General features: G+C 69.5%; 19 protein-coding genes. 8 read left to right on the top strand and 11 right to left on the bottom strand.

The window, feature by feature from the left end; translation table 11 throughout:
- Positions 1 to 88: 88 nt before the first annotated feature.
- The 6 genes from CY652_RS04935 to mltG form a co-directional block, all read right to left on the bottom strand.
- The gene (locus CY652_RS04935) at positions 89 to 817 is read right to left on the bottom strand and encodes an ankyrin repeat domain-containing protein (protein ID WP_102129582.1); all 729 of its coding nucleotides are present in this window, start codon (positions 815 to 817) and stop codon (positions 89 to 91) included.
- A 60-nt stretch (positions 818 to 877) separates the two neighbouring features.
- On the bottom strand, positions 878 to 1,669 hold the full coding sequence (locus tag CY652_RS04930) for a TatD family hydrolase (RefSeq protein WP_102129581.1): 792 nt from the start codon (positions 1,667 to 1,669) through the stop codon (positions 878 to 880).
- Between the two features lie 71 nt (positions 1,670 to 1,740).
- Entirely contained in the window at positions 1,741 to 2,253 is a 513-nt protein-coding gene (locus tag CY652_RS04925) for a GNAT family N-acetyltransferase (protein WP_102129580.1), read from the bottom strand.
- Between the two features lie 87 nt (positions 2,254 to 2,340).
- Positions 2,341 to 3,387 (bottom strand): DNA polymerase III subunit delta', encoded by a 1,047-nt coding sequence (locus CY652_RS04920; RefSeq protein WP_102129579.1) that lies wholly within the window; start codon positions 3,385 to 3,387, stop codon positions 2,341 to 2,343.
- 86 nt (positions 3,388 to 3,473) lie between these two features.
- Positions 3,474 to 4,094 (bottom strand): dTMP kinase, encoded by a 621-nt coding sequence (tmk, locus tag CY652_RS04915; RefSeq protein WP_102129578.1) that lies wholly within the window; start codon positions 4,092 to 4,094, stop codon positions 3,474 to 3,476.
- Positions 4,094 to 5,107, bottom strand: coding sequence for an endolytic transglycosylase MltG (mltG, locus tag CY652_RS04910; protein ID WP_102129577.1), 1,014 nt, complete (start codon positions 5,105 to 5,107; stop codon positions 4,094 to 4,096). The genes tmk and mltG overlap by 1 nt, the downstream gene beginning before the upstream one ends.
- 79 nt (positions 5,108 to 5,186) lie before the next feature.
- Between mltG and ygfZ the strand changes: the two genes are divergently transcribed.
- Both ygfZ and CY652_RS04900 read left to right on the top strand, forming a co-directional pair.
- Positions 5,187 to 6,269: a CAF17-like 4Fe-4S cluster assembly/insertion protein YgfZ gene (ygfZ, locus tag CY652_RS04905; RefSeq protein WP_102129576.1), complete on the top strand. Its 1,083-nt coding sequence runs from the start codon at positions 5,187 to 5,189 to the stop codon at positions 6,267 to 6,269.
- Positions 6,270 to 6,437: 168 nt separating this feature from the next.
- Positions 6,438 to 7,274, top strand: a complete 837-nt coding sequence (locus tag CY652_RS04900; RefSeq protein ID WP_102129575.1) for an NRDE family protein — start codon at positions 6,438 to 6,440, stop codon at positions 7,272 to 7,274.
- A 92-nt stretch (positions 7,275 to 7,366) separates the two neighbouring features.
- On the opposite strand, the gene CY652_RS24745 is transcribed toward CY652_RS04900, so the two are convergent.
- From CY652_RS24745 to pncA, 4 genes are all read right to left on the bottom strand, one after another.
- Positions 7,367 to 7,492, bottom strand: coding sequence for a hypothetical protein (locus CY652_RS24745; protein ID WP_258002194.1), 126 nt, complete (start codon positions 7,490 to 7,492; stop codon positions 7,367 to 7,369).
- A gap of 10 nt (positions 7,493 to 7,502) precedes the next feature.
- Positions 7,503 to 8,006, bottom strand: coding sequence for a PaaI family thioesterase (locus tag CY652_RS04895; protein WP_102129634.1), 504 nt, complete (start codon positions 8,004 to 8,006; stop codon positions 7,503 to 7,505).
- 8 nt (positions 8,007 to 8,014) lie between these two features.
- On the bottom strand, positions 8,015 to 8,311 hold the full coding sequence (locus CY652_RS04890; protein WP_102129574.1) for a Dabb family protein: 297 nt from the start codon (positions 8,309 to 8,311) through the stop codon (positions 8,015 to 8,017).
- Between the two features lie 182 nt (positions 8,312 to 8,493).
- Entirely contained in the window at positions 8,494 to 9,144 is a 651-nt protein-coding gene (gene pncA / locus CY652_RS04885; RefSeq protein ID WP_180970411.1) for a bifunctional nicotinamidase/pyrazinamidase, read from the bottom strand.
- A 118-nt stretch (positions 9,145 to 9,262) separates the two neighbouring features.
- Here pncA and CY652_RS04880 point away from each other — a divergent pair, with 118 nt between their 5' ends.
- From CY652_RS04880 to CY652_RS04860, 5 genes are all read left to right on the top strand, one after another.
- Positions 9,263 to 10,864 (top strand): protein adenylyltransferase SelO, encoded by a 1,602-nt coding sequence (locus CY652_RS04880; protein WP_258002192.1) that lies wholly within the window; start codon positions 9,263 to 9,265, stop codon positions 10,862 to 10,864.
- 135 nt (positions 10,865 to 10,999) lie between these two features.
- On the top strand, positions 11,000 to 11,419 hold the full coding sequence (gene msrB / locus CY652_RS04875) for a peptide-methionine (R)-S-oxide reductase MsrB (RefSeq protein ID WP_102129572.1): 420 nt from the start codon (positions 11,000 to 11,002) through the stop codon (positions 11,417 to 11,419).
- A gap of 71 nt (positions 11,420 to 11,490) precedes the next feature.
- Complete coding sequence (locus CY652_RS04870) at positions 11,491 to 12,024, top strand: septation protein A (RefSeq protein WP_102129571.1); 534 nt, start codon at positions 11,491 to 11,493, stop codon at positions 12,022 to 12,024.
- A complete protein-coding gene (locus tag CY652_RS04865) occupies positions 12,021 to 12,356 on the top strand; it encodes a BolA family protein (RefSeq protein WP_102129570.1) in 336 nt (111 codons plus the stop codon). The genes CY652_RS04870 and CY652_RS04865 overlap by 4 nt, the downstream gene beginning before the upstream one ends.
- A gap of 29 nt (positions 12,357 to 12,385) precedes the next feature.
- Positions 12,386 to 13,165: a peptidylprolyl isomerase gene (locus tag CY652_RS04860; RefSeq protein ID WP_102129569.1), complete on the top strand. Its 780-nt coding sequence runs from the start codon at positions 12,386 to 12,388 to the stop codon at positions 13,163 to 13,165.
- Between the two features lie 110 nt (positions 13,166 to 13,275).
- Here CY652_RS04860 and purL read toward each other — a convergent pair whose 3' ends face one another.
- Positions 13,276 to 17,391, bottom strand: coding sequence for a phosphoribosylformylglycinamidine synthase (gene purL / locus CY652_RS04855; protein ID WP_102129568.1), 4,116 nt, complete (start codon positions 17,389 to 17,391; stop codon positions 13,276 to 13,278).
- 302 nt (positions 17,392 to 17,693) lie between these two features.
- Between purL and CY652_RS04850 the strand changes: the two genes are divergently transcribed.
- A complete protein-coding gene (locus tag CY652_RS04850; RefSeq protein ID WP_102129567.1) occupies positions 17,694 to 18,995 on the top strand; it encodes an FAD-dependent oxidoreductase in 1,302 nt (433 codons plus the stop codon).
- Positions 18,996 to 19,109 lie beyond the last annotated feature (114 nt).

The raw sequence follows: 19,109 nt of genomic DNA, 5'->3' as shown, positions 1-19,109 counted from the left end.
GCGCGGCCGGGCGGACGCCCGGGCGCGAGGCGCGCGGGCCGGGCCGCGGCGCGCCGCATGAAATGTCGTCCCGCCATTTTGCACGGTTTTACTGCGCCTCCGTTCCGGCCGGCGCCTGCTGCGTGCGCGCAGTGAGGTCCTTGATCGCGTCGGGCGCCTTGTACTGCTTCGCGAAATCGAGCGCCGTCAGGCCGATCTGGTTCTTCGCGTTCAGGTCCGCGCCGTGGTCGAGCAGCAGCCTGATGGTCGAGAGGTGGTCGCCGCGCGCGGCCATCATCAGCGGGGTCGTGCCGTTCGGCGAGCCCGCGTCGACGTAGGCCGAATGGTCGATCAGCAGGCGGGCCACGTCGTCGTGGCCGTTCGTCGCCGCGTAGTGCAGCGGCGTCCAGCCCTTGCGGTTCACCTCGGCGCCCTTGTCCACGAGGAGCTGGGCAAGCGTGAGGTCGCCGTTCAGCGCGGCGAACATCAGCGCGGTCTCGCCGGCGCTGTCCCCGGCTTCGAGGTTGATCTTCGGATCGGCGATCAGGAGCGCCGCGACCTTGTCCGACTTGTCGCGCGCGGCCAGCACGAGCACCGGCGTGCCGTGCTCGTCGACCGCGTTCGGATCCATGCCGGCCGCGAGATCCTTGCGGACGGCCGAATCGTCGTCGAACGTGACGGCCTTCACATAGGAATCGAGCGACGCGGCGTGGGCCGGCGCGGCCCCCAGCAGCGCGCCGGCGGCGCAGGCCAGCGTCGCGGCCACGGCGAGCGCGCGGCGCAGCGGAGAAGCGAAACGAGTCGGGAAAACGATGCCGAATGCCGGAATTGAACTCATTTTTTACCTTAAAATATTCAAATATGTTATTGATAATATTGAGTATTGCAAGCAGAAAGACTAGGCTGCCGCGGCGCCCGGAATCCGGAACAACCGGAAAAAATTCCGCGTGGTCGCATCGCCGAGCTCGGTGTCCGACAGCCCGCGCTGCTGCGCAATGAATCTTCCGACATGGCTGACGTAAGCAGGTTCATTGGGTTTGCCCCGATAAGGCACGGGCGCGAGATAAGGCGAGTCGGTTTCGATCAGCAGCCGCGCGAGCGGCACGCGGCGCGAGACGTCCTGCACGTCGGCCGCGCTCTTGAACGTGACGATGCCCGAAAGCGAGATGTGGAAATTCTGCGCGAGCGCCCGCTCGGCGACGGGCCAGGGCTCGGTGAAGCAGTGCATCACGCCGCCCGGCACGCCGGCGCGCTCCTCTTCCATGATGCGCAGCGTGTCGTCGGCCGACGCGCGCGTATGGATGATGAGCGGCTTGCCGCTCGCGTGCGCGGCGCGGATGTGTGTGCGGAAGCGCTCGCGCTGCCATTCCATGTCGGCGATCGTCCGCTCGCCCAGCCGGTAGTAATCGAGCCCCGTTTCGCCGATCGCCACGACCTTCGGGTGCCGGGCCAGCTCGACGAGCTCGGCGACGCTGGGTTCCTTCGCGTCCTCGTGGTCCGGATGCACGCCGACCGACGCGTAAACGTTCTCCCAGGCCTCGGCGACGGCCAGCACGGCCGGCAGCGTTTCGAGATCGACCGACACGCATAGCGCGTGCGTGACGGCGTGCTCGCGCATGTTTTCGAGCACCTGCGGCAGGCGCTCGGCGAGGCCTTCGAAGTTGATGTGGCAATGCGAGTCGACGAACATGGACAAATCCTGCAACGAGTGCTGATGACGAAACGGGCCGGCGCGAGGGGCGCGCGAAACTGCGGGGCCGCTCAGGCGGGTCCGGCGCCGGCCATGCGCTTGCCGAGAATCACGAGATCGCGCTCCACGCCGTCGAGCACCGCGACGCGCGGCAGCGTTCCCCACGGCTCGAAGCCGAAGCGGCGAAAGAGCCGCAGGCTCGGCTCATTGTGACCGAAGACGAAGCCGAGCACCGTGTCGATGCGAAGGCGCGGCGCCGCCTCGAGCGCCGCGGCGAGCAGTTGCCGCCCCAGCCCCTTGCCGCGCGCGGCCTCGGCCAGATAGATGCTGACTTCGGCCGTGTGCCGGTAGGCCGGGCGGCCGTAGAAGTCCGAAAAGCTCAGCCAGGCGACGACGCGCCCCGCCTCCTCGACGACCCAGAGCGGCCGCGTGTCCGGGCCGTGCGCGCGAAACCACGGCAGACGGCTCTCGACGCTGACGGGCTCGAGGTCCGCCGTCACCTGCCGGGACGGCACCGTGGCGTTATAGATCTCGACGATCGCGGGCAAGTCGTCGAGCGTGGCGTCGCGGAAGGCAAGGCTCATGGCGTGCGGGAAAATGAGGCGGATTTCGGAAGGCGGCAGGCCGGAAAAGCGGGCGGGTCGGCGTAAATCGGCGTGAGCCCGGGCGCGTCAGTCGAACAGCTCACGATAGCCGAGAAACAGCGCCTCGAAAACGAGCCGCGCGTTGAGCGGATGGTTTTCGACGGCGCGCTGGCGTGTGACGGTCCGCATGAAGGTTGCGAGCGCGGCCGGATCGAGCCGTTGCGCGCAGCGCGCGAGCGAGGCGCCCGCGTGCGGGAAATAGCGCGGCCGCCCGGCCGCGCGCTCGGCCAGCAGATCGTAAAGCCAGCGCTGCAACCAGCCGAGCACGAGCGGCACCGGCAGCTTTTGCAGCGCCTCGCCGCAGGCGAACGCGTCGCAGCCGGCGCCGGCCGCCAGTTGTCCGAGCGTCCAGTCGCGCAGCACGCGGCTCTCGTCCTGCGCGAGCGCACGGGCGGCCAGCGGCGCGCCGCCGGCCTCGGCGAGCAGCGCCGCTGCCTCGTCGACGCCTTGCGCGACCAGCCAGGCCTCGGCGGCCTGCGGCGAGGGCGAGCCCATCGGCCACTGGCGGCAGCGGCTGACGATGGTCGGCAGCAGCCGGTCGATACGGGCCGACACGAGCAGGAACACGACGCCGGCGGGCGGTTCCTCGAGCGTCTTCAGCAGCGCGTTGGCCGCCGCGACGTTGAGCGCCTCGGCCGGATACAGCACGACGACGCGCATGCCGCCGCGATGCGAGCCGACGCCGCTGAAATCGAGCAGCGAGCGCACCTGCTCGATGCGGATTTCCCGGCTCGGCGCCCGGCCTTTCTTGCCGCCCTCGTCGCCGTCGGCCTCCGCGGCCTTGCCGGCCGGCTCGTCGCCGCCCGCGCCCTGGCCTGCTTCGGCGGCCAGCGCCTCCGGCACGACGATGCGGTAGTCGGGATGATTGCCCTGCGAGAACCAGCGGCAGGCCGGGCAGGTGCCGCACGGCTCGCCGTTCGGCTGGGGCGTCTCGCAGAGCAGCCCCTGCGCCAGGTGCCGGGCGAAATGCAGCTTGCCGATGCCGGCCTGGCCGTGCAGCAGCAGCGCGTGGGGCCAATGCCCGCGCAGTTGCTGCAGGCGCGTCCAGTCGTCGGTTTGCCACGGATAGATCATTTTATAAATCAATAATTTAACGAATGTTATTGAGGTTTTGCATGAATTTTTGGACCGATATCAAAATCATTAATATGGATTAATAATCAAAGCCTTGAGATCACATTCTCAAGCTTTACCCGAATGTCGTCGATGCTCTGCGTCGAGTCGACGATCGCGAACCGGTACGGAGCCTCTTCGGCTCGCCGCAGGTATTCCGCGCGGGTGCGCGTGAAGAACGCATCGGTCTCGCTTTCGAAGCGGTCGGGCTCGCGCGCCGCACTGCGCCGCGCGCTCGCCGTGTCGGGCGGGATGTCGAACAGCACGGTCAGATCGGGCTGGAAACCGCCCTGCACCCAGCGCTCCAGCGCCTCCAGCTTGTCGCGCGGCAGCCCGCGGCCGCCGCCCTGGTAGGCGAACGTCGCGTCGGTGAACCGGTCCGAAAGCACCCAGTCGCCGCGCGCGAGCGCGGGCTCGATCACGCGGGCCAGATGCTCGCGGCGCGCGGCGAACATCAGCAGCGCCTCGGTCTCGAGGTCCATCGCGTCGTGCAACAGCAGTTCGCGCAGCGCCTCGCCGAGCGGCGTGCCGCCGGGCTCGCGCGTCATGACGACGGCATGGCCCGTCGGCGCGACCTTCTTCTCCAGCCGGTCGCGAAACCACGCGAGATGCGTGGTCTTGCCCGCGCCGTCGATGCCTTCGAACGTGATGAACTTGCCCTGCGCCATCATTGCCCCCGGATGTATTTGTCGACGGCCTTGTTGTGTTCGTCGAGCGTGTCGGAAAAAACGCTGCTGCCGTCGCCGCGCGCCACGAAATACAGCGCGGTCGTGGCCGCCGGGTTCAGCGCGGCCTGCAGCGACGCATCGCCGGGCAGTGCGATCGGCGTCGGCGGCAGGCCCGGACGCAGGTAAGTGTTGTAAGGCGTGTTGCTATGCAGATCCTGTCGGTGCAGCCGGCCCGCATAGCGGTCGCCGAGCCCGTAGATGACGGCCGGATCGGTCTGCAGCGGCATGCCGGCGCGCAGCCGGTTCGCGAACACGGCGGCGACGAGCGGCCGGTCGCCGGCCTTGCCCGTCTCCTTCTCGACCAGTGAGGCGAGCGTGAGCGCCTCGTAGGGCGTCGCGAGCGGCAGCCCCGGCTCGCGCGCGGCCCAGGCCGCGGCCAGCCGCGTCTGCATGAGCCGGTAGGCGCGCAGGTAGATGTCCAGATCGCTCGTCCCCTTGTCGAACAGATAGGTGTCCGGGAAGAACAGCCCCTCGCCGTTGTCGAGCGGCGCGGCCGGCGCGCCGATGGCCGTGAGCAGCTCGGCGTCGCTCATGCCGGCCGTGTCGTGGCGCAGCGCCGGGTTTGCGTCGAGTTCCGCGCGCATCCGGCGGAACGTCCAGCCCTCAACGATCGTCGCCACTGACTCGTCGACGTCGCCGAGCGACATTTTCTGCAGCAGTTCGTAGGGCGTCACGCCCTGCCTGAATTCGTAGTTGCCCGATTTGAGCAGGCTCTGCCGGCCGAGCAGGCGCGTCATCAGCACGAACAGGTCGGACCGGACCGGCACGCCGGCGCGGTTCAACTGCACGGTGACGCTGCGCACGCTGCTGCGCGGCGCGATGGTGACGTCGAGCTGCGGGGTGGCGAGGCTGACCGGAGTGCTTGCCCAGCGCCAGGCGGCGGCGCCTGCGACGAGCACGGCCAGAACGGCCAGCGCGACGCAAAAGGCAAGACATTTCTTCAGGAGGGACATGCGAAACGTGACTCGGGTGGACCCCATATAATACTTGCTTGCCTGCGCCAAAGTCAGAGTTGACTTCCTGCACGAATCCATGAACGTCCCGCTCGATCCCGCCTCCTCCGCCGCCTCGCACGGCCCGGCCGCCCACGCTTCGCCCGCGTCGGCGCAGCCCGCCGCGCGGCCGTCCTCCGCCGATTTCGACGCCGTGCTGAACGGCGGCGCCTGCGCGGTGCTGCCCCAATTCGGCGTGATCGACGTGCAGGGCGACGATGCCGCCAGCTTCCTGCACGGCCAGCTCACCAACGACGTCGAACATCTCGACGCGACGCTCGCGCGGCTCGCCGGCTATTGTTCGCCGAAAGGACGGCTGCTCGCGTCGCTTCTGATCTGGAAGACCGGCGGCGGGACGATCCGGCTCGTCGTCGCGAAGGACGTCCAGGCCGCCGCGCAGAAGCGGCTGTCGATGTTCGTGCTGCGCGCGAAGGCGAAACTCGTCGACGCGGGCGACGCCGCGAATGAAGCGCTCGTGGTCGCCGGTTTCGCGGGCGACGTGCGCGACGCGCTGGCGGGCGCCTTCGATACGCTGCCCGACGTCGAGTACGGCAAGGTCGACGGGCCGGCCGGCACGCTGGTCCGGCTGACCGACGCGGCCGGCCAGCCGCGCTATCTGCTGGTCGGGCCGCAGGCGGCCGTCGAGGCGCGGCTCGCGGCGGCCGGCCCCGCGCTTGCGCGCGTCTCGCCGGCCGTCTGGGACTGGCTCGACGTGCGCGCGGGCGTGCCGCGCATCACGCAGCCCGTGGCCGAGCAGTTCGTGCCGCAGATGGTCAATTTCGACGTGGTCGGCGGCGTCAACTTCCGCAAGGGCTGCTATCCGGGCCAGGAAGTCGTGGCGCGCAGCCAGTATCGCGGCACGATCAAGCGGCGCATGTCGCTTGCGAGCGTGAGCGCGCCGCCCGAGGCGGCGCGGCCCGGCGCCGAGCTATTCCATTCCGGCGATCCCGGCCAGCCGTGCGGCATGGTGGTCAACGCGGCGGCGGCGCCCGACGGCGGCATCGACCTGCTGGCCGAAATCAAGCTCGCGGCGCTCGAAACGGGCACGGTGCATCTGGGCGCGGCGGACGGCCCCGCGCTGACGTTCCTGCCGCTGCCGTACGCGCTGCCGGCCGAGGGCTGAAGCCTTGCCCGGACGGCCTGCCTGCATCGACCGCCCCGGCGGGATCGCGGCCTTGCCGTTCACGCGGCCGCGTATCGCGAGCCTCATGTTTGCCCGGGCCTTGCTGCCGCGAACGTCCGTCCTGCACGAAAACCGTCGGCGTACCGCGTCGACCGGGAAACGCCGGCGATGTGCCTGATCGTCTTCGACTGGCGTCCCCGCGAGACCGACGGCCCGCTCTTCACGCTCGTCGCGAACCGCGACGAGTTCTTCCGGCGCGAGGCCGAGCCCCTGCACTGGTGGAAGGACGAGCCGGGGCTGCTCGCCGGCCGCGATCTCGTGGGCGGCGGCACCTGGCTCGGGCTCACGCGCGACGGCCGCTTCGCCGCGCTCACCAACTACCGCGCGCCCGACGAAACGCGGGCCGACGCGCCCACGCGCGGCACGCTCGTGTCCGACTGGCTCGCCGGCGAACCGGGCGCGACGCCGCTCGAATATCTGCACCGGGTCGCGCGCGACGGCGACCGCTATAACGGCTTCAACCTGCTCGTCGGCGACTGGACGCGCCGCGAACTCGGCTGGTATTGCAACCGCAGCAATCGCGGCAACCGCGCCGGCTCGCCCGAATTGCTGGCCGGGGGCACGCACGGCATTTCGAACGCGGTGCTCGACACGCCCTGGCCGAAGCTCGTGTGCAAACGCGCGACGCTCGCGCGTGAACTGGCGAACGACCCTGCCGTCCCGCTTGAAACGCTTGTCGAGATGATGCGCGACCCGCAACCGGCGTGCGACGACGAACTGCCCGCGACGGGCATTCCGCTCGAACGGGAGCGCGCGCTGTCGGCGGCGTTCATCGAGACGCCCGGATACGGCACGCGCAGTACGACGGCGCTGCGCGTGAGCGCGCGCGGCGCGCGGCGTTTCGCGATCGACGTGATCGAGCGCAGCGACGACGACGGCTCGCACCGGATCGAGCGTCCGGGCCATTTCGAGCGTCGCGAAGCATTCGAGGTCGTCCCGCGCTGAGCGGTGAAATCGACCGAAGGCATCGGCGTCCGCGCGATTTCGATTTCGGGAGTCGGCGCGCTCTTTTCGTCGGCCGCGCGCCCCGGCCGGCGTCAGCAGATGTACGGCGGCCGGTCGGCGCGCGCCGCCATGTCGAGCATCTGGACGATTTTCGGATTGAGCGTCGTGCGGGAGTCGGCGCGTCGGGAGACCGGAGCCGCCTCCATTGCAACCCCCATCGCGATCGCGTCAGTCGCCGCCGGACCCGGGCGCAGCCGACGTGGCCTGCGTGACGGAAGGTTCGCCGCGCCGGCGCTGGCTCGCGACGTCGCGGCCGACCGCGAGCCGCCGCAGGTACTTGAAGGTGCCGAGTGCCTTCGCGACGAAGTGGCCTTCGCTGTCGCGGATCTCGCCCTCGCAGTACGCCATGGTCGTCGAGCGATGCAGCACGCGGCCGCTCGCGCGCAGCTCGCCCCGGCCGGGCTGCATGAAATTGACCTTCATCTCGACCGTGACGACGCCCGCGCCGTCGGTGGCGAGGCTGCGCGCGGCCATGGCCAGCGCGACGTCGGCGAGCGTCATCGTCACGCCGCCGTGCACGACGTCCCAGGTGTTCAGATGACGTTCCGCGAGCGACAGCACCAGCTCGCTCGCACCGTTCGCGGCGCTCACGAGCTGCGCGCCGAGATGTTCGATGAACGGACTTTCGATGATGAGCCGCGGCGTGGCCGCGCTGTCGTGCGTGTCGGACATGGCCGCGCTCACGCGAGAGAGCCGACGCACTGGCGCGTTTCGGCCACGGCGCCCACGAAACGCTTGACGGTCCGATGGTCAGGATGGTCCCGATACGCGTCGAGCGCGGCCTTGTTGGCCTTGTCGGCAAAATCGGAGACCAGCGCGACGTCGAAGGTCGAGACGACGCCGGCTTCGGGAGGCAGGATGCCCGGCACGAGATGGCGGTAGCCTTCGAGCGGCATTTTGAGCTTCGCCGCGGTTTCGGCGCGCGTCGCGCCCTCGGCCGTTTCCTTCAGCGTCCATGTCACGATATGGCGAATCAACGTCGTCTCTCCCAGTCCGGTTGGCAGCGAATCGATCGGGCAGGCTTCGGGCGTGCCCGCCTGGCCGCGATTTCGCCATGATACCCGTGCGGCCCTTCGCGCAAGGCGCCGGACCGCGTGGATACCTCGTCGTCCGGCCCGGCGCGGTCGGGCGGAAATCGATCGAAAAACCACAGAAGAAACTACCGGCCCAGCACGTCGCCGGACTGCACCCGCTGCACGCCCGCCGCCTGCAGTTGCGCCCAGGCCGCCGCGAGCGAGCCGTTCAGGTCGATCGCGCGCGAGGCGTCCTCGACGAGCCGCACCTCGAAACCGGCCGCGCGCGCGTCGAGCGCCGACCACGCCACGCAATAATCGGTTGCGAGCCCGCAGCAGTAGACGCGCGTGACGCCCGTCTCGCGCAGATAGCCGGCAAGACCGGTCGGCGTTTTGCGATCGGCTTCGAGGAACGCGGAGTAACTGTCGACGTCCGCGTGATGCCCCTTGCGGATCAGCGCCCGCGCGTGCGGTACGTCGAGCCCGCGATGCAGCGCAGCGCCTTCGGTGCCCTGCACGCAATGGACGGGCCAGAGCACCTGCTCGCCGTAGGGCAACGTCAGCGTTTCGAAGGGTTGCCGTCCCGGATGGTTGGCCGCGAACGAGACGTGCGCGGCCGGATGCCAGTCCTGGGTCAGCACGACATGGGCGAACGCGCCCGCGAGCCGGTTCACGACGGGCACGACCTCGTCGCCCGCCGTCACGGCCAGCGCGCCGCCCGGCATGAAATCGTTCTGCAGGTCGATGGCCAGCAGCACCTCGCTGCCGTCTTTCCTCATGCCGCTCGTGCCGTTCATGTCTTTCCGCCCTGTTTGCCCAGCCCGTTCGCCCAACCGCGCCGCTCGCGCCCCATCCGCTGGCCAGCAGCCCGGCGGACACGGATTTACAATATCGATTAATCCACAGGTGCTCAACATGCCGTTTTCGTCGGACCTGACCGAATCGCGCGCCGATCCTCGCGCGGCGCCAGCGCCAGCCCCGGGAACATTACCGGAAATAGCGGCCGCGATCGCCGCGCCGCGCAGCGGCGCCTTCGCGCAACTCGGCGCCGCGTTCGTCACGCGCCAGCCCGCCCAGCCTTTGCCCGCGCCCTACCTCGTCGGCTTTTCCGCGGCAACGGCCGCCCTGCTCGGCTTCGATGCCGGTATCGCGTCCGATCCCGCATTTACCGAGTATTTCTCCGGCAACCTCACGCGCGAGCGGCCGGCGTCCGAATTGCCTTACGCGTCCGTCTACTCCGGCCACCAGTTTGGCGTATGGGCCGGCCAGCTCGGCGACGGCCGCGCGCTCGGGCTCGGCGAGATCGAGCACGACGGCAGACGCTACGAGCTCCAGCTCAAGGGCTCGGGCCTCACGCCGTACTCGCGCATGGGAGACGGTCGCGCGGTGCTGCGCTCGTCGATCCGCGAGTTTCTCTGCTCCGAGGCCATGCACCACCTCGGCATTCCGACCACGCGCGCGCTCTGCGTGACGGGTTCCGAAGCGCCCGTGCGGCGCGAGACGCTCGAGACGGCCGCGGTCGTCACGCGCGTCGCGCCGAGCTTCGTGCGCTTCGGACATTTCGAGCACTTCCAGGCGGGCGACCGGATCGACGCGCTGCGCCAGCTCGCCGATCACGTGATCGACCGTTTTCATCCGCATTGCCGCGACGCCGACGACCCCTATCTGGCCCTGCTCGACGAGGCCGTGAAATCGACGGCCGCGCTGCTCGTGCAGTGGCAGGCGGTCGGCTTCTGTCACGGCGTGATGAACACGGACAACATGTCGATCCTCGGGCTGACGATCGACTACGGCCCGTTCGGCTTCATGGACGGCTTCGACGCGCACCATATCTGCAACCACTCGGACACGCAGGGCCGCTACGCTTACCGGATGCAGCCGCAAATTGCGTGGTGGAACCTCTTCTGCCTCGCGCAGGCGTTGCTGCCGCTCTTCGGCGCGCAGCGCGACGACGCCGGCCGTGAAGAGCGCGCGATCGCCGACGCGCAGAACGTGCTCGAACGCTTCAAGCCGCGCTTCGGGCCGGCCTTCGAAGCGCGTATGCGCGAGAAGCTCGGCCTCGAGCACGCGCTGGACGGCGACGACGCGCTTGCCGACCGGCTGTTCGCGGTCATGCACGAGAATCGCGCCGACTTTACGCTGACGTTTCGCGGGCTTGCGCAGATCGCGAGGCAAGCGTCGGACGACAACCCGCGCGGCGAGTCGCCGGTGCGCGACCTGTTCGTCGATCGCGCGGCGTTCGACGCCTGGGTCGCCGACTACCGGGCGCGCCTTGCGCGCGAGACGCGCGACGACGCGGCGCGCGCGGTCGCGATGAACCGCGTGAACCCGAAGTACGTCCTGCGCAACCATCTGGCCCAGACCGCCATCGAGCGTGCCGCGCAGAAGGACTTTTCGGAGCTCGAGCGGCTCGCGGCCGTCCTGCGCCGCCCGTTCGACGAGCAGCCCGAACATGCGGCCTACGCGGCGTTGCCGCCCGAGTGGGCCGGTTCGCTGGAGGTCAGTTGCTCGTCGTGACGCCGGCCTGATACGCCCGCGATGCGTCCGTGGCAGCGGCGAGCGCCACGGCACGGACGCGCCGCCGTCCCCGCGTGTACCAACCCACACCGAATCGCCCCATCCGGATTCATCCGCAGAAAACGAGGACCCGCCATGAGCCAGGACGACCACAACGCCGACACCTACCCCGCCCACAAGGACGACGCCGAATGGCGCGCGCAGCTCTCCGAGGTCGAATACCAGGTCACGCGCCGCGCCGCGACCGAGCGTCCGTTTGCCGGGCGCTACTGGGACCACTGGGCGCGCGGCGTCTACGACTGCGTCTGCTGCGGCACGCCGCTCTTCGAGTCCGACACGAAGTTCGACGCCGGCTGCGGCTGGCCGAGCTACTTCCGGCCCATCGACGGCGAGGTGATCGAGGAGAAGACCGACCGCTCGCACGGCATGCTGCGCATCGAGGTGCGCTGCAAGCACTGCGGCGCCCATCTCGGGCACGTTTTCGAGGACGGCCCGGCGCCCACGGGACTTCGGTACTGCATCAATTCGGCTGCGCTACAATTCGAGCCCAAGTAGGCGCGGGGCCGGCGCGGCGTGGTTCCGCGCGGCCGCCGCGCCCCCCTTTTTCCGGACTCCCCAGGCCGATAATGAAATTTCTGTTCGATCTGTTCCCTATCCTCCTGTTTTTCGTCGCGTTCAAGCTGTGGGGCATCTTCACCGCAACGGCCGTTGCGATCGTCGCGACGCTCGTGCAGATCGCGTGGGTCGCGTTCCGCCATCGCAAGGTGGACCCGATGCTCTGGGTGAGCCTCGCCATCGTCACGGTGTTCGGCGGCGCGACGCTCGTGCTGCACGACGAAACCTTCATCAAGTGGAAGCCGACCGTGCTCTACTGGGCGTTCTCGGTCGCGCTGATCGCCTCGCAGCTCGGCTTCGGCAAGAACCTCATCGAGGCGATGATGGGCAAGCAGATCGTGCTGCCGCAGCGCGTCTGGGGGCAGTTGAACGTGGTCTGGGCGATCTTTTTCGTGCTGCTCGGCTTCGTCAACCTGTTCGTCGCCTACCACTTCTCGACCGACGCGTGGGTCGACTTCAAGCTGTTCGGCGCGACGGGCCTGCTCGTCGTGTTCATCGTCGGCCAGAGCCTCTGGCTCGCGCGCTACATGAAGGAAGAAGAATGACCGGCGCGCCGTCCCGGGCGTTCGCGCAGGCGTTCCTCGCGGCCGATGCCGCCGCGCGCGTCGCGCTCATCGAGGCGCGCCTCGCCGAGGCGCTCGCGCCCGTCGTTTCGATCGAGGTCGGCGACGACAGCGCGCAGCACGCCGGCCATGCCGGCGCCGCCTCGGGCGGCCATTACAGCGTCGTCGTCGTGGCGCCGGCGTTCGCCGGGGCGAGCCGCGTGGCGCGCCATCGCATGGTGTATGATGCGCTGGCCGAAGCCATGCAGTCCGGCATCCACGCGCTCGCGATCACGGCCTTGACGCCAGAAGAAACCGCCTCGCTGCATCGGTAGCCTATTTAGTCGCTCCTTAGGACTTTTCGATGACCCTGAAAAAAACCCGTCCCTGGGTACTGCTGGCTGCGTTCGTGGCCGCTCCCGCCTTCGCACAGAACATCGCCGTCGTGAACGGCACCCCGATCCCCAAGTCCCGCGCCGATGCCCTCGTCGCCCAGCTCGTCCAGCAGGGCCAGCAGGACACGCCGCAGCTCGAGGCCGCCGTGCGCCAGGAACTCGTGAACCGCGAAATCCTGATGCAGGAAGCGATTCGCCGCGGTGTGCCGACGCATCCCGACGTGCAGGCGCAGGTCGCCCTCGCCGATCAGGCCGTCGTGCTGCGCGCGATGATCGACGAATTCGTGAAAGAGAACCAGCCGACCGACGCCGAAATTCAGGCCCGCTACGAGCAGCTCGCGAAGGCCCAGAGCGGCAACGAATACCACCTGCACCACATCCTCGTGAACAGCGAGCAGCAGGCGCAGCAACTGATCGCGAAGATCAAGGCCGGCGCGAGCTTCGAAGATCTCGCGAAGCAGTATTCGCAGGACCCGGGCTCGGCCAAGAACGGCGGCGACCTCGACTGGTCCGATCCGCGCGCCTACGTGCCGGAATTCGCGGCCGCGGCCGAAAAACTCCAGAAAGGCCAGATGACCGATACGCCGGTGCACACGCAGTTCGGCTGGCACATCATTCGCGTCGACGACATCCGCCCGATCACGCCGCCGCCGCTCAGCCAGGTGCGCGCGCAGATCGTCCAGCAGATCGAGCAGGAAAAGCTGCAGGCGTTCGAGGAAAACCTCAGCAAGCAGGCGAAGATCCAGTAACGCCCTGGGCTAACGCCGGACAACGAAAAAGCCGCCCTCGGGCGGCTTTTTCGTTCGGCTCGCGGCAGGCAAACGCAACCGTAGGCAAGCGCAACAACGGGACCGTTGCGTCACTCCACCCAGCGACGCGCGTTGCGGAACACGCGCATCCACGGGCTCGCGTCGTCGCCGTCGCGGCGCCAGCCTTCGGGGTGCCAGCTCATCTGCACCGTGCGATGCACGCGCTCGGTGTGCGGCATCAACACGGTGAAGCGGCCGTCCGGCGTCGTGACCGACGTGATGCCGCCGGGCGAGCCGTTCGGGTTGAACGGATAACGCTCGGTCGCCTCGCCGCGATGATCGACGTAGCGCATCGCCACGGCGACGCGCGAAGCGTCGCCCTGCTGCGAGAAGTCGGCATAGCCCTCGCCGTGCGCGACGGCCACCGGAATGCGCGAGCCTTCCATGCCGGCGAAGAAGATCGACGGCGAGGCCTGCACTTCAACGAGCGAAAAGCGCGCCTCGAACTGCTCGGACTTGTTACGCGTGAACTTCGGCCAGGCGTCGGCGCCCGGGATCATCGAGGCGAGGCTCGACAGCATCTGGCAGCCGTTGCAGATGCCAAGCGCGAACGTGTCGCCGCGCGCGAAAAACGCCGCGAACAGGTCGGCCAGCTTCGCGTTGAAGCGGATCGTCTTGGCCCAGCCTTCGCCCGCGCCGAGCACGTCGCCGTACGAGAAGCCGCCGCATGCCACGGCGCCCGCGAAGTCCGCGAGCGTCGCGCGGCCTTCGAGCAGGTCGCTCATGTGCACGTCGTGCGCGTCGAAGCCGGCGCGATCGAACGCGTACGCCGTTTCGAGGTGCGAGTTCACGCCCTGCTCGCGCAGGATCGCGACGCGCGGCCGGGCACCCGTCGCGATGAACGGCGCGGCGACGTCCTCGGCCGGATCGAAGCCCAGATGCGGCGTCATGCCGGGATCGGCGGCGTCGAGCAGCGCGTCGTATTCGGCGTCCGCGCAGGCCGGGTTGTCGCGCAGCCGCGCGAGGCGCCAGCTCACCTCGCTCCAGGTCCGTTGCAGCTCGGCGCGCGGCGCTTCGTAGATCTTCTTCGCGTCGCGGTAGATTTCGATCGTGTCGCGCGGATTGAGCTGGCCGATCACGTGCGAGCAGGCCGAAAGCCCATGCTCGCGCAGCACGCCGAGCACCGCGTCGCGCTCGCTCGCGCGCACCTGGATCACGGCGCCGAGCTCTTCCGAGAAGAGCGTGCGGATCGTGCGGTCGTCGCGGCGGCCGCTCGTCTGCTTCGCCCAGTCCTTGGCATCGCCGTAATCGAATTCATGATTGGCGTCGAGCGTGAGCATGTCCACGTTCAGCGACACGCCGACGTGGCCCGCGAACGCCATCTCGCAGACGGTCGCCCACAGGCCGCCGTCCGAGCGGTCGTGATAAGCGAGCAGCCGGCCGGCCGCGTTCAGCGCCTGGATCGCGTCGAAGAAGCGCTTGAGGTCGGCGGGGTCGTCGACGTCGGGCACGGCGTCGCCGACCTGTTGCGTGACCTGCGCGAGAATGCTGCCGCCGAGCCGGTTGCGGCCGCGGCCGAGGTCGATGGCGATGAGGACCGGATTGCCGGCCTCGCCGGCCTCGTCGACGCGGCGCAGTTGCGGCGTCAGGTGACGGCGCACGTCTTCGACGGGGGCGAACGCCGAGATGATCAGCGAAACGGGCGCGACGACCTCCTTCGCGACGCCGTCATCCTGCCAGCGCGTGCGCATCGAGAGCGAATCCTTGCCGACCGGAATGCCGATGCCGAGCGCCGGGCACAGCTCCATGCCGATCGCCTTTACCGTGTCGAAAAGCGCGGCGTCCTCGCCGGGCGCGCCGCAGGCGGCCATCCAGTTGGCCGAGAGCTTGAGTTTGTCGAGCGAGCGGATCGGCGCCGCGGCGATGTTCGTGATCGCCTCGCCCACGGCCATGCGGCCGGAAGCCGGCGCGTCGATGACGGCGAGCGGCGTGCGCTCGGCCATCGTCATCGCCTCGCCGGCGAAACCCGCGTAGTCGAGCGCGGTGATCGCACAGTCGGCCACGGGCACCTGCCACGGGCCGACCATCTGGTCGCGCACGCTCGTGCCGCCCACCGAGCGGTCGCCGATCGTGATCAGAAACGACTTGCTGCCGACCGTCGGATGGCGCAGCACGCTTTTCGCCACTTCGTCGAACGCGAGCCCGGTCACGTCGACGGGAACGAGCGCCGTGCGCGCATGGGCGACGTCGCGATGCATGCGCGGCGGCTTGCCGAGCAGGATGTCCATCGGCATGTCGACGGGCTGATGTCCGCCGTTCGCCGCGAGCGCGCGCTCGTCGGCGTCGATGAGCTTCAGTTCGCGCTCGGCCGTCGCGACGCCGACCACGGCGAACGGACAGCGCTCGCGCGCGCTGATCGCCGCGAATTCGGCCAGGTCGGCCGGCGCGATCGCCAATACGTAGCGCTCCTGGGCCTCGTTCGACCAGATCTCGCGCGGCGAAAGCCCCGACTCTTCGAGCTGGATCTTGCGCAGCTCGAAACGCGCGCCCTTGCCGGCGCCGTCGACGAGTTCGGGGAACGCGTTCGAGAGCCCGCCCGCGCCGACGTCGTGGATGCTCAGGATGGGGTTCGCCTCGCCGCGCTGCCAGCAGGCGTTGATGACTTCCTGCGCGCGCCGCTCGATTTCCGGGTTGCCGCGCTGCACCGAGTCGAAGTCGAGCTCGGCCGTGTTCGTGCCCGTCGCCATCGAGCTGGCCGCGCCGCCGCCCATGCCGATGCGCATGCCGGGGCCGCCGATCTGGATCAGCAGCGAGCCTTCGGGCAGGTCGTGCTTGTGCGTGTGCTGCGCGCTGATGTTGCCGATGCCGCCCGCGATCATGATCGGCTTGTGATAGCCGCGCACGGTGCCGGCCACGTTCTGCTCGTACACGCGGAAGTAGCCGCCGAGATTCGGCCGGCCGAACTCGTTGTTGAACGCGGCGCCGCCGAGCGGGCCGTCCACCATGATCTGCAGCGGCGAGGCGATGCGGTCGGGGCGGCCGTAAGGCCGCGCGCGCGCGGCGTCGGCCGGGTTGCGTTGCCCGGGCGGCACGGCCGCGTCGAGCGCGTTTTCCCACGCCTCGCGCGCGCCGGGCAGATCCAGATTGGACACCGTGAAGCCGGTCAGGCCAGCCTTCGGACGCGCACCGCGCCCCGTCGCGCCCTCGTCGCGGATTTCGCCGCCCGCGCCCGTGGCCGCGCCCGGAAACGGCGAGATCGCGGTCGGGTGGTTGTGCGTCTCCACCTTCATCAGCGTGTGCGTGAGCTCGGTGTGGCGGCCGTACTTTTCCTTCGGACCGGTCGCGTCGGCCGCCGCATTCGCGCCACGGCGCGGAAACCAGCGCTCGGCCACCGCGCCTTCCATGATCGAGGAGTTGTCCGAGTACGCGACGATCGTGCCCTGCGGGCTGAGCTTTTCCGTGTTGCGGATCATCTGGAACAGCGACATGTCCTGCGCGACGCCGTCGATGGTCCACTGCGCGTTGAAGATCTTGTGGCGGCAGTGCTCGCTGTTGGCCTGGGCGAACATCATGAGCTCGACGTCGGTCGGGTTGCGCCCGAGCTTCGCGAACGCATCGACGAGGTAGTCGATCTCGTCGTCGGCCAGCGCGAGGCCCAGCTCGCCGTTGGCCACCTCGAGCGCGGCCCGGCCGCGGCCGAGCACGTCGACGGTCTGCATGGGCCGCGCCGGCAGCTCGTCGAACAGATGCCGCGCCGCGTCGCGCGAATCGACGACGCTCTCGGTCATGCGGTCGTGCAGCGCCGCGGCGAGCGCCGCGCGCGCTTCGTCGGAAAGCGTCTTCTTCCCGCCGAGCAGGCCGGCCTTCAGCACCACCGTGTATTCGATGCCGCGCTCGATGCGGCGCACGTGTCCGAGCCCGCAGTGCCGGACGATCTCGGTCGCCTTGCTGGCCCACGGCGACACCGTGCCGAAGCGTGGCACGACGAGGAACGTGACCGTGCCGCCGCGCGCCTCACGCGCCTCGAACGGCGTGCCGTAGTGCATCAGCGCCTCGATCTTCGCGCCGTCCTCCGCCGCCAGCGCGCGCTCCGCGCTGACGAAATGCAGGTACTGGCCGCGCACGCCGACGATCTGCGCGTCGATGCGCCCGAGCGTTTCGAGCAGGCGGGTTTGACGGAAATCGGAAAGGGCCGAAGCGCCGGGAAAACACGAGAAGTGGGCCATGGACTGGACGTTGCGTCGGAGTTGCCGGAGTTGCCAGAGTTGCGTCAATCGGCCGCGCCGGACGTCGGTCGCGCCGGATAGCAGCGGGGCGTCGGCCCGGTCTCGACCTGAGACGAAAGACAGACCGCGATTATAACCTGTAAGGCCTGCCGCGGCCGGCGACGGACGCCGCCACAGGCCGTGACGTTTGGCTGCTATCATTCGGCGTTTGCCCGGCCGGCGCGCCCGCACGCGCACCGTCCGCCGGGTCCTACCTACGGCAGCGCGCGACGTTGCGCGCCTTGCCTGCTGATCGAATCGTCATGGATGTCATCGTCATCGGCGGCGGAATCGCCGGCGTCGCCACCGCCTATCAGTTACGCGCGGCCGGCCACCGCGTCTGCGTGGTCGAGCGCCACGCCACCGTCGCGCAGGGCGCGACCTACGGCCATAGCGGCATCGCTCTACCCACGCCGCTCGACGTGTGGTTCGGCCCGACATTCATGCGCAGCGGCCGCTCGGCGAGCAGCGGCGTCATCAGCAAGACCGGTTTCGGCGGCGAGGCCCGCGCGTTCGTGAAGCGCCTCTCGGCGCTGCAGCCGTCGGAGGCCTTCGCCGCGCGTTACGCGCTGCTGCGCCCGCTCGTTGAGTCGGCGCGCGATGCGCTCGCGGAGGTCGAGAGCCGCTTTCGTCTCGAGTACGAACAGCGCGACGGCCTGCTCTATCTCGTGCGCACGAGCGACGAGTGGTCCCTGACCCAACCTGCGCTCGAACTGCTGCGCCGCTTCGAGGTGCCGCACCACGTGCTCGGCGCCGCCGAATGCGCGGCCTTCGAGCACGCGGTGCCGGCCGAGCCGCCGTTCGCCGGCGGCGTGCGGTTCGATGCCGGCCGCGTCGCGAACTGCCCGCTCTTCGTCAAGCAACTGAAGCAACTGCTCGATACCGAGGGCGGCGTGCAATTCCAGATCGGCCGGGCCGTGAGCGCGATTCGCCTCGAAAGCCAGCGCGCGGCCGTCGAACTCGTGCCGCGCGAACCGGCGTCGGCGCGCGCGAAACAGGTGGACGTGATCTCGGCCGACGCCGTCGTCGTGGCCGCCGGCACGGGCACGCTGCCGCTCGTCGCGCCGCTCGGCCTGCGCCTGCCGCTGTATCCGGTGCGTCTGCACACGCTGAGCGCGCCCGTCGCCCACGAGGAATGCGTGCCGCACACGACCGTCGTCGACGCCGTCAAGCGGATCGCGATCACGCAGATGAACCACCGCCTGCGCATGGCGGGCGGCGCCGTGCTGCTCAACGCGAAGGAAACCGCGAAGCCGCTGACGCCCGCGCTGACCGAAGAGGCCCTCGCCCTGCTCGGCGAGGCTTCGCGCGACTGGGTGCCGGGCGCCGCGAAGATTTCGGCGGCCCTGCCGTGGGAAGGCGTCAAGCTGCTCTCGTCCGACGGTCTGCCGGTCGTCGGTAACGCCGTGCATCCGCGCCTTTTCATCAACGCGGGGCACGGCCCGGCCGGCTGGGCGCAGGCGCTTGGATCGGCCCGGCTGATCGCGGAGCTGATCGGCCGGGTCGCGCCCAGCCTGCCCGACGACACGCTCGCGGCCTTGCGGCCCGACCGGCTGCAGCGCTAGTCCGGCGCACGGCGAGAGGTGACGGCGGCTTAGCGGCTGGCAAGGGGCACGGGGACAGGATAACGGCGGCGTTACCGGGCACTCGCCGGGAGTCCGCTCTGGCGCGGCGCGTGC

The organism is Burkholderia sp. WAC0059, from assembly GCF_002870125.1.
Classification (GTDB): Bacteria; Pseudomonadota; Gammaproteobacteria; order Burkholderiales; family Burkholderiaceae; genus Paraburkholderia.
Note: the sequence above shows the minus strand (reverse complement) of the source record. Positions and strands in the feature narration are given on the sequence as shown.

What these genes read in the sequence shown, in the direction of transcription:
- CY652_RS04935 (WP_102129582.1), bottom strand. Translation starts at nt 817, where the DNA reads ATGAGTTCAATTCCGGCATTCGGCATCGTTTTCCCGACTCGTTTCGCT.
- CY652_RS04930 (WP_102129581.1), bottom strand. Translation starts at nt 1,669, where the DNA reads ATGTTCGTCGACTCGCATTGCCACATCAACTTCGAAGGCCTCGCCGAG.
- CY652_RS04925 (WP_102129580.1), bottom strand. Translation starts at nt 2,253, where the DNA reads ATGAGCCTTGCCTTCCGCGACGCCACGCTCGACGACTTGCCCGCGATC.
- CY652_RS04920 (WP_102129579.1), bottom strand. Translation starts at nt 3,387, where the DNA reads ATGATCTATCCGTGGCAAACCGACGACTGGACGCGCCTGCAGCAACTG.
- tmk (WP_102129578.1), bottom strand. Translation starts at nt 4,094, where the DNA reads ATGGCGCAGGGCAAGTTCATCACGTTCGAAGGCATCGACGGCGCGGGC.
- mltG (WP_102129577.1), bottom strand. Translation starts at nt 5,107, where the DNA reads ATGTCCCTCCTGAAGAAATGTCTTGCCTTTTGCGTCGCGCTGGCCGTT.
- ygfZ (WP_102129576.1), top strand. Translation starts at nt 5,187, where the DNA reads ATGAACGTCCCGCTCGATCCCGCCTCCTCCGCCGCCTCGCACGGCCCG.
- CY652_RS04900 (WP_102129575.1), top strand. Translation starts at nt 6,438, where the DNA reads ATGTGCCTGATCGTCTTCGACTGGCGTCCCCGCGAGACCGACGGCCCG.
- CY652_RS24745 (WP_258002194.1), bottom strand. Translation starts at nt 7,492, where the DNA reads ATGGGGGTTGCAATGGAGGCGGCTCCGGTCTCCCGACGCGCCGACTCC.
- CY652_RS04895 (WP_102129634.1), bottom strand. Translation starts at nt 8,006, where the DNA reads ATGTCCGACACGCACGACAGCGCGGCCACGCCGCGGCTCATCATCGAA.
- pncA (WP_180970411.1), bottom strand. Translation starts at nt 9,144, where the DNA reads ATGAACGGCACGAGCGGCATGAGGAAAGACGGCAGCGAGGTGCTGCTG.
- CY652_RS04880 (WP_258002192.1), top strand. Translation starts at nt 9,263, where the DNA reads ATGCCGTTTTCGTCGGACCTGACCGAATCGCGCGCCGATCCTCGCGCG.
- msrB (WP_102129572.1), top strand. Translation starts at nt 11,000, where the DNA reads ATGAGCCAGGACGACCACAACGCCGACACCTACCCCGCCCACAAGGAC.
- CY652_RS04870 (WP_102129571.1), top strand. Translation starts at nt 11,491, where the DNA reads ATGAAATTTCTGTTCGATCTGTTCCCTATCCTCCTGTTTTTCGTCGCG.
- CY652_RS04865 (WP_102129570.1), top strand. Translation starts at nt 12,021, where the DNA reads ATGACCGGCGCGCCGTCCCGGGCGTTCGCGCAGGCGTTCCTCGCGGCC.
- CY652_RS04860 (WP_102129569.1), top strand. Translation starts at nt 12,386, where the DNA reads ATGACCCTGAAAAAAACCCGTCCCTGGGTACTGCTGGCTGCGTTCGTG.
- purL (WP_102129568.1), bottom strand. Translation starts at nt 17,391, where the DNA reads ATGGCCCACTTCTCGTGTTTTCCCGGCGCTTCGGCCCTTTCCGATTTC.
- CY652_RS04850 (WP_102129567.1), top strand. Translation starts at nt 17,694, where the DNA reads ATGGATGTCATCGTCATCGGCGGCGGAATCGCCGGCGTCGCCACCGCC.